The 6,712-nt window shown below is 29.4% G+C and carries 7 protein-coding genes; 3 read left to right on the top strand and 4 right to left on the bottom strand.

Annotated features, from left to right (window positions below; translation table 11 throughout):
* Nucleotides 1–60: 60 nt before the first annotated feature.
* Genes ACTT9D_RS01005 through gatC form a run of 4 tightly spaced genes read right to left on the bottom strand, consistent with a single transcriptional unit; the run spans nucleotide 61 to nucleotide 3,932 of the window.
* Complete coding sequence (locus tag ACTT9D_RS01005; protein ID WP_440930028.1) at nucleotides 61–711, bottom strand: O-methyltransferase; 651 nt, start codon at nucleotides 709–711, stop codon at nucleotides 61–63.
* A 4-nt stretch (nucleotides 712–715) separates the two neighbouring features.
* Nucleotides 716–2,191, bottom strand: a complete 1,476-nt coding sequence (gatB, locus tag ACTT9D_RS01000) for an Asp-tRNA(Asn)/Glu-tRNA(Gln) amidotransferase subunit GatB (RefSeq protein WP_440930027.1) — start codon at nucleotides 2,189–2,191, stop codon at nucleotides 716–718.
* Nucleotides 2,188–3,645, bottom strand: coding sequence for an Asp-tRNA(Asn)/Glu-tRNA(Gln) amidotransferase subunit GatA (gene gatA / locus ACTT9D_RS00995; protein WP_440930026.1), 1,458 nt, complete (start codon nucleotides 3,643–3,645; stop codon nucleotides 2,188–2,190). Before gatA ends, gatB begins: the two co-directional genes overlap by 4 nt.
* A complete protein-coding gene (gene gatC, locus ACTT9D_RS00990) occupies nucleotides 3,645–3,932 on the bottom strand; it encodes an Asp-tRNA(Asn)/Glu-tRNA(Gln) amidotransferase subunit GatC (protein WP_440930025.1) in 288 nt (95 codons plus the stop codon). The genes gatA and gatC overlap by 1 nt, the downstream gene beginning before the upstream one ends.
* A 50-nt stretch (nucleotides 3,933–3,982) precedes the next feature.
* Between gatC and ruvX the strand changes: the two genes are divergently transcribed.
* From ruvX to pyrC, 3 genes are read left to right on the top strand one after another with little or no spacing between them, the layout of a single operon-like run.
* Nucleotides 3,983–4,438 (top strand): Holliday junction resolvase RuvX, encoded by a 456-nt coding sequence (gene ruvX, locus ACTT9D_RS00985; protein WP_440930024.1) that lies wholly within the window; start codon nucleotides 3,983–3,985, stop codon nucleotides 4,436–4,438.
* A 42-nt stretch (nucleotides 4,439–4,480) separates the two neighbouring features.
* Nucleotides 4,481–5,422 carry an aspartate carbamoyltransferase catalytic subunit gene (locus tag ACTT9D_RS00980; protein WP_440930023.1) on the top strand — a complete coding sequence of 314 codons (942 nt, stop codon included), beginning with the start codon at nucleotides 4,481–4,483 and terminating at the stop codon, nucleotides 5,420–5,422.
* The gene (gene pyrC / locus ACTT9D_RS00975; RefSeq protein WP_440930022.1) at nucleotides 5,423–6,709 is read left to right on the top strand and encodes a dihydroorotase; all 1,287 of its coding nucleotides are present in this window, start codon (nucleotides 5,423–5,425) and stop codon (nucleotides 6,707–6,709) included. It begins immediately after the preceding gene.
* Nucleotides 6,710–6,712 lie beyond the last annotated feature (3 nt).

Genomic DNA, 6,712 nt, shown 5'->3' with positions numbered 1-6,712 from the left:
CTTTATTCTTTTTTAAAGATTTAATTTTAATAAATTTATAAAATCCAAAAACTTTAAACATTATAAAACTCTACAAACAGTCATTCCATCACCTAATGGAAAAATGATTTGCTCTACTCTTTTATCTTCAGAAACAAAATTATTAAATTCTCTCATATTTTCAGTAAATTTATCATTATTTTTTTCATCAATTACTTCACCGTGCCACAAAACATTATCAATAATTATTAAACCACTCTTTTTAATTAGCTGTAATGAATTTTCGTAATAACTTTTATAATTCATTTTATCAGCATCAATAAATATCATATCAAATTTCTCATTTTTTAATTCTTCAAAACTATGCATCGCAGGCTTTATAATTGTTTGAATTTTATGGTCTTGTTTCGCTTTTTTAAAAAAATCAATGGCAATCTTGTTTGTTTCTTCATTTTTATCAAGAGCAATTAATTTGCCATCATTAGGTAAAGCAAGAGAAATGGTAAGAGCACTTAGGCCAGTGAACGTTCCAATTTCCAAAACATTTTTAATGTTTGCAACCTTAATTATTAAATGAAGAAAATAACATTGTGAAGGATCAATCTGCATCCTTTTTATTTCTCCTAAAGTTTTATTGTAATCAATTATTTCTTGCTGGATTGGATTTAGTTTAAAGCTAAAATCTTTGATATAATTTTCTAATTTTTCTGTGATTTGTAGGTTTGCACCCATTTTATTAAAGTTTTTTCTTTAATATCTCATTTATTAATTGAGGATTAGCTTTACCACCTGATGCTTTCATTGCCTGACCAACAAAAAAACCAAATAATTTCTCTTTACCATTTTTGTATTCAATAGCTTTTTCTCTGTTGTCATTAATTATCTTATCAATCAAGGCTTCTAAAGCTTTTGGATCACTTTGTTGTTTTAAACCTTTTTCTTCAACAATTTTTTGAGGATCTTGATCTCCATCAATCATAAATTCAAATACAGTTTTAGCAATTTTACCTGAAATTGTTCCATTCTTAATTAAATTTACAAGAATAGCTAAATTTTTTGCACTAACAGGACTTTGTGAAATGTCTAAATTTTTATCGTTTAAGACTGCAAATAATTCTCCAGTAATCCAATTGACTGCTAGTTTAATATCTTTATTTTTACCCATCTTCGCTACAACTTCTTCAAAATATTTTGAAGTTTCTATATCAGAAACAAGAATAGTTGCTTCGTAGGGAGATAGTTTAAATTCATCAATAAACCTTTTCTTCTTATCATCCGGTAACTCTGGAATATCTTTTTTAATATCATCAATAAATTCCTCAGAAACTTCTAGCGGTAGCAAATCAGGATCAGGAAAATATCTATAATCATGAGCATCTTCTTTCGATCTCATAGATCTTGTTTCGTTTTTTTTTGTATCAAACAATCTAGTTTCTTGGTCAATTGTTTGACCATCTTCAATTAAATCAACTTGTCTATTTGCTTCATATTCAATAGCCATCTGCATAAATTTAATTGAATTTACATTTTTAATTTCACACCTAGTACCAAATTCTTTTGTACCTTTTGGTCTAACTGAAACATTTACATCGGCTCTCAAAGATCCTTCTTGCATGTTGCCATCACAAGTGCCTAGATATCTCATAATTGATCTTAATTTTTTAATATATGCATTGACTTCATCAGGTGATCTTAAATCAGGTTTACTAACAATCTCCATTAAGGCTACTCCAGATCTATTTAAATCTACAAACGTATTTTGAGGATCAAGATCGTGTATACTTTTACCAGCATCTTGCTCTAGATGTAATCTTTCAATTCCAATTTCTTTTTGTCCCTCAGGCAAATCTAAAATTACTTTTCCTTCACCCACAATTGGATCTTTAAATTGAGAGATTTGATATCCTTGAGGTAAATCAGCATAGAAATAATTTTTTCTATCGAACACTGAACGTTTATTAATTTTTGCGTTTAAACCAATACCAGTTTTAATTGCTTGTTTTACACAGAATTCATTTATCACCGGTAACATTCCAGGAAACGCTGCGTCAACTAAACTTACTTGTGTGTTAGGTTCGGCTCCAAATTTTGTTGCAGAAGTAGAAAAAAGTTTTGATTCTGAAGTTACTTGTGCATGAACTTCTAGTCCTATTACAACTTCATACTGATTATCATTTCTGTTGATTAAATATTCACCTTTGCTTTTACTCATTTAATCCACCAATCAGTTATATTGTTTTTAAAACAAATTTTTTCTTCCATTGCATATGCTATGTTTAATATGTTTTGCTCATCAAATGCTTTGCCAATAATTTGTAATCCTAATGGATAACCTTTTGCATCATGCCCAGCTGGTATAGATATTCCAGGTAATCCAGCTAAATTAACTGGTACAGTAAATATGTCATTAAGATACATGGAAACAGGATCGTCTTTTTTCTCACCAATTTTAAAAGCTGAACTCGGTGTAGATGGAGTTAATATTGCATCTACCTTTTTATAAGCTTCATCAAAATCATTTTTAATTAATTTTCTTACCTTTTGAGCTTTAAGATAATAAGCATCATAATACCCTGAAGATAAAACATATGTTCCAATCATAATACGTCTTTGAACCTCTGCTCCAAAACCTTCAGATCTAGTTTTTTCATACATATCAATTAAATTTTTACCTTCGGCTCTAAAACCGTATTTAACTCCATCATATCTAGCTAAATTTGATGAGGCTTCTGCAGGTGCAACAATATAATAAGTTGGCAAAGCATAACTTGTATGTGGTAAAGAAATATCAACGACCTCTGCCCCACAATCTTTAATATGATTAATTCCCTTTTGCCATAAATCCTCTATTTCTTTTGGCATACCTTCAACTCTGTATTCTTTTGGTATTCCTATTTTTTTTCCTTTGATATTTTTAGTAAGTTCTTGGAGATAATTATTTCTTTTGAAATTAATGGAGGTTGAGTCTTTATTATCAAAGGTACTAATAACTTCATGTAACAAAGCACAGTCCTCAACATTTTGAGACATTGGGCCTGCTTGATCTAGAGATGATGCAAAAGCAACAATTCCATATCGAGAACAACTACCATAAGTAGGTTTAAGACCAACGGTTCCTGTAAATGACGCTGGTTGTCTAATAGACCCACCGGTATCTGTGCCTATAGTAATGGGAGTTAATTGTGCAGCTACAGCAGAAGCCGAACCACCCGAAGAACCTCCAGGCACTAAATTTTCATCAATTGGATTCTGTACATTGCCGTAATAACTTGTTTCATTTGATGAACCCATTGCAAATTCATCACAATTTAACTTGCCTAATAATATACCTCCAGCATTCCATAAATTATCTGTAACTGTAGATTCATATGTTGGATTAAAACTTTGTAATATTTTACTTCCAGCAGTTGTTTTGACATTTTTGGTACAAAATAAATCTTTAACAGCTATTGGGATACCAGGTAGCTTTAAATCTAGATTTGGGTTTTCATCAAATTGTTTTGCTTTTGTTAAAGCATTTTCAAAATCAGTAGTTATATAAGCATTAAGTGTTTTTGATTTTTCAGATCTTTCTATGAAAGCTTTTGTAACTTCTGTTGAAGAAACTTTTTTTTCTTTAATATTTTTGCATAATTTTACTAATGTTTGTTTTGTTAAATCAGACATTATTCAACTACCTTAGGTACTACAAAAAAATCTTTATTCTCTTTTGGTGAATTTTTAATTATTTCTTCTTTTATATTTTCACTTTTAACTTCATCACTTCTTAATCGAAGAGTTGTCTCAGCAACAGATGTCAATGGTTCAACATTATCAGTCTTTAATTCATTTAATTTTTCGATAAACTTAAATATAGAATTTAAATCACCAGCTAGTTTTTCTGCTTTTGCTTCATCTACAGATATTCTTGATAATTTAGATATATGCTTTATTGTTTTAAGGTTTATTGTCATATGAAAATAAAATACGTCGCAAACTATCATCTAACATTAAAATTTACAACATGATCACACTAGATGAGTTTAAAAAAAATAACCCGAAAAAATGTAGATTAATTGGATTAGATTTAGGGTCTAAAAGAATTGGGGTCGCAATTTGTGATGAAAATTGGTCTATTGCAACTCCATTTAAAACAATACAAAAAACGACAAAAGAAAATCTTATTAAGGATTTAAAAGATATAATTTTAGAAAATAATATTGAGGGTATCATAGTAGGAAATCCTATAAATATGGATGGGTCATTAGGTAGATCTGCTCAATCTGTCAAAGATGTATCTGCAAATATCAGTGAATTAATAAAAATCCCTGTCTGTTTATGGGATGAAAGATTATCTACAGTAGGTGCTTTTAATCTATCTAGTCAATTAGATATTAATGTCTCTAAAAGAGAGAAAAATATAGATCAAAATGCAGCTGCTTTTATTTTACAGGGAGCAATTGATTATTTAAATAATTAAGACTTGCTTTATTAATTATTAGTAGTTATAGAGTTGGTTTTAATGGCAATTAAATTAAACAAAGCTATTAAAATTTCCCAAAAACATTTGTTAGGAATCCAAGATTTATCTATTAACGATGTATTGCTTATTTTAGATGAAGCTCAAGCTTTTATAAAATTAAATAGAAGTAAAAATAAAAAAATTGATATCCTAAGAGGAAAAACTCAAATTAACTTATTTTTTGAACCATCTACGAGAACACAAAGTTCATTTGAACTTGCAGGCAAAAGATTAGGCGCTGATGTTATGTCAATGAACATTGGAAACTCTGCAATTAAAAAAGGTGAAACACTAATAGATACTGCTATGACATTAAATGCAATGCATCCTGATTTAATTGTTATAAGACATCAAGACTCTGGTGCTTGCAATCTTCTTTCTCAAAAAGTGAATTGTGCTGTATTAAACGCTGGTGATGGTAGAAGAGAGCATCCTACTCAGGCTTTACTAGATGCTTTAACAATAATTGATAGGAAGAAAAAAATAGAAGGTTTAAAAATAGCTATTTGTGGAGACATACTTCATTCTAGAGTAGCAAGATCAAATATTTATTTATTAAACATGTTGGGAGCTGAGGTAAATATAATTGCTCCAACAAATTTAATGCCAAAAGCAATAGATAAATTTGGTGTTAACACTTTCACAGATATGAAAAAAGGTGTGAAAGATTGTGATATAGTGATGATGCTAAGATTACAAAATGAAAGGATGACTAGTTCGTTTCTAGCTTCTAATAGAGAATACTATGAATATTATGGTTTAACTCCAGATAAATTGGATTATGCAAAAGATGATGCTCTAATTATGCATCCTGGTCCTATGAACAGAGGAATTGAGATCGACACTAAGTTAGCAGATGACATTAATAAAAGCGTTATCAAAGAACAAGTAGAATTAGGAGTGGCTGTAAGGATGGCATGCTTAAAATTATTTTGTGAATAAATGAAGAAAAAATATTTCATAAATGCAAATATAATTGACCCTAAAAATTCAATTAATGAGAATGGAGGTTTGATTATAAATGAAGAAGGTAAAATTGAAGCAATTGGAAAAAAAGTAAATACAAATAATTTACCTTCAAGAGAAAAACCTATTGATTTAAAAGGTAAGCACATTCTTCCTGGCTTAGTTGACATGCGAGTTTTTGTTGGAGAACCTGGTTATGAATATAAAGAGAATTTCAGAACTCTAAGTGAAGCTGCATTAGCAGGTGGTGTAACATCGGTGGTAACCATGCCAAATACTAACCCTGTAATAGATGATGTTTCAATTGTTGATTTTTTAAAAAGAAGAGGAAGAGACAAATCCAAAATTAATATTTTTCCATGTGCATCCTTAACTGAAAATCTTGAAGGAAAAAATATGACTGAATTTGGTTTATTACAAAGTAAGGGAATTATCGCATTTACAGATGGATTAAAAACCATTCAGAATACAAGATTGATGACAAGAATTATGAATTCTGCTTTTGATCTTGATAGTTTGATTATGCAACATGCAGAAGATTATGAGTTATCAAAAAATGGAATGATGAATTCAGGTATAATAGCTACTAAATTAGGATTATCAGGAATACCTGCAGTAGCTGAAAAAATCATTATTGAAAGAGATCTTACACTGTTAGAGACAATTAAATGTAGATATCATATCTCACAATTATCATCCTCAAGATCAATTCAAACAATTAGAGAAAGGAAAGATAAAGTTAAATTTACTTCAGGTGTATCAATTAACAATTTATCATTAAACGAAAATGATATTGGAGATTTTAGAACTTTTTTAAAATTATCACCTCCTCTTAGAACTGAAGAAGATAGATTATCTCTAGTTCAAGCAATTAAAGATGAAATAATTGATGTTATAGTTTCAGATCATAAACCAGAAGACGAAGAGTCAAAAAGACTTACATTCAGTCAAGCGGCGACGGGTGCATCAGGTATTGAAACTTTATTATCCCTTTGTTTAGAACTTTATCATAATGGGTCTGTAAAATTAGAAACAATTGTAAAAACATTAACATCAAATCCAGCTAAAATTTTGAAAATTAATAAAGGAAATTTATCAATCGGGAATGACGCAGATTTTTGTATAGTTGATATTGATAAACCGTGGATTGTAAAAAAAGAAAATTTAATATCTAAATCAAAAAATACTGCAATTGAAGGTAAAAAACTTCAAGGTAAAGTCACTAATACATTTGTAAATGGAGTGGAATTATTTAAGTTATAAGAA

Origin of the sequence: Candidatus Pelagibacter sp. (assembly GCF_052049815.1) — a bacterium.
Classification (GTDB): Bacteria; Pseudomonadota; Alphaproteobacteria; order Pelagibacterales; family Pelagibacteraceae; genus Pelagibacter.
The sequence above is the reverse complement of the archived record's forward strand: the minus strand, read 5'-3'. Positions and strand labels throughout refer to the sequence as shown.